This is a genomic window from Catenibacterium sp. (genome assembly GCF_052354645.1).
Lineage (GTDB): Bacteria > Bacillota_I > Bacilli_A > Erysipelotrichales > Coprobacillaceae > Catenibacterium > Catenibacterium mitsuoka_A.
The window spans coordinates 1-2192 of the sequence record NZ_DAWDDM010000314.1 but is presented as its reverse complement, the minus strand read 5'-3'; the positions used below and the strand labels follow the sequence as shown (position 1 = coordinate 2192).

The window sequence follows — 2192 nt, the reverse complement described above, 5'->3', positions numbered from 1 at the left end:
CGAATCCCTCAACCTGCGCCATTGAATGTTACTCGGGAGAAATCCTGAGTTTTTTTGTATTTTGATTAAGGAGGTATTATATGAAATTTTACCAGGAATTACAATTGAATCAGAAAGGCTCAAAAGAGTTAATTAAAAACAGTCAAACAACAAAAGAGAAACTATATCATATAGCAGTTTATCTTTTTAAAATTGCGATCACAGTGGCATTCTGCTTTCTCTTTGTAACATTATTTAGTATTTTATTTGGAAGTGAGAATAGTATTGCTGGAGTGGTTGTTCTCTTATGTATAATGGTATTTAGACAGGCAGACTTTGAAATTCATGCAGGACAATCTACAGTGCTTCTGGCATTATTTTTCATTAATATGACTTTATGTTCACACCTGGCTAATAAACTTCCTCCAGTCGCAGGAATGTTGGTAAATATTGGTGCATTAGCTATATTAGTATTCCTAGGATGTCATAATCCATCTATGTTCAATCAATCTACACTCGTTCTAGGATATTTACTATTATATGGTTATGATGTATCTGGAAAGAGTTATTTGATGAGACTTGCTGGAATGGCTGTAGGTGCAGTTCTTACCTGTATCGTGTTCTATCGAAACCATAAGCATAGAACTTATAATAAGCATGTAATGCATTTATTACAAGAATTTGATCTTTCTTCTACTAGAACAAAATGGCAGCTATGTCAGATTATCTGTGTGCCAGTTGTAATATGTATTGCGGAACTCTGTGATATGCCACGTGCTATGTGGGCTGGTATTGCCGCAATGTCTGTAATCTTACCACTTATGGACGATATGCAGTATAGAGTACGTAAAAGAATTATTGGAAATATTGCAGGTGTTCTATGTTTTACAGTGTTATATTTCTTGCTTCCTTCACCAATCTATGCATTTATCGGTGTCATTGGTGGTATTGGCGTAGGGTTTTCTACAAAATATGGCTGGCAGGCTGTCTTTAATACATTTGGTGCATTAGCTATTGCGACAGAGCTATATGGATTAAAGGGTGCAGTAAGTTTAAGATTAATCCAGAATATATTTGGTGTTGTCTTTGCATTATTATTCTGTATTATTTTTCATTGGTTTGTATCAAGAATTAAAGTGAAAGAAGTATTATAGGATATAATGAGGTCATAAGCTTGTTTTGACATAAGGACGTACGAAAATGTACGTTCTTTTTTTGCATATGTTCAATAGTTTTTCGATATGAAAATAATATATAGAAAAGTCTAACTAAAAAAGATGGAGGAGATAAAAGATGGATTATTATTAAAAATAAACTTGTTAGTAGTTACATGTTTATTCGCAAGTTTAGTAGGAGAAATATGTTGGATCTGTTCCTCATGATACATTATATCTAATGAGAATGTCTTAATATGTATCTGATATAAGAATGACATGTGCAATATTGCTGGTTTTTACACATAGGGATAAGAATTCACTGCATCTCTTTTGTAATATGCGTAAATAAGCGTTTTTGAGGCAGTTTTGTATATATATGACAACTGTTTGTGTATAATGTGTTATAAAGCTTAGAGAAGCGATATATGAGGAGAAAGTGGCATGAGAACTGAAATGGTTGAATTGACTAATCTCTGCATGATTAAAGATGGAGATAAGTATTTACTGCAGAATAGAGTTAAAAAAGATTGGCAGGGATATACATTTCCTGGAGGGCATATAGAACATGGAGAATCAATTGTACAATCTGCAATAAGAGAAGTAAAAGAAGAAACAGGCTTAACTATGAAGAATCCCCGTTTAGTAGGAGTGAAACAATTCTGGGCAGAAAGTGGAAGATATATAGTATTTTTATTTTCTGCAAATAAATTTACTGGTGATTTAAGAGATAGTAATGAAGTTGAAGTGGGGTGGTTTACCAAAGAAGAGATGAAAAATATCAATTTAGTGAGTCATTTTTTTGAACATTTAGCTGTATTTGAAGGTGATTACTCAGAATATATCTATGAATCTGAAGATTCTATTAAGATTTACTAAAAAAAGATACATAAAAAAACATTGATATATAGTGCATATTTTATAAACTTAAAAAATAATTTTAAAAAAGGGGTTGCAAAACCTTTGAATTCATTGTATATTATACGAGCAGTCTCGATTGCGAAGTGCCCTGGTGGCGAAACTGGTAGACGCACAGGACTTAAAATCCTGCGGACTTCA

General features: G+C 32.7%; 2 protein-coding genes. Both read left to right on the top strand.

All coding sequences use genetic code 11. The features are described from left to right. Positions 1 to 80: 80 nt before the first annotated feature. Positions 81 to 1133 (top strand): FUSC family protein, encoded by a 1053-nt coding sequence (locus ACT8VG_RS10470; RefSeq protein ID WP_187011446.1) that lies wholly within the window; start codon positions 81 to 83, stop codon positions 1131 to 1133. Positions 1134 to 1613: 480 nt separating this feature from the next. After that, complete coding sequence (locus ACT8VG_RS10465; RefSeq protein ID WP_226793942.1) at positions 1614 to 2012, top strand: 8-oxo-dGTP diphosphatase; 399 nt, start codon at positions 1614 to 1616, stop codon at positions 2010 to 2012. Positions 2013 to 2192: the final 180 nt, after the last annotated feature.

What these genes read in the sequence shown, in the direction of transcription:
- ACT8VG_RS10470 (WP_187011446.1), top strand. Translation starts at nt 81, where the DNA reads ATGAAATTTTACCAGGAATTACAATTGAATCAGAAAGGCTCAAAAGAG.
- ACT8VG_RS10465 (WP_226793942.1), top strand. Translation starts at nt 1,614, where the DNA reads ATGATTAAAGATGGAGATAAGTATTTACTGCAGAATAGAGTTAAAAAA.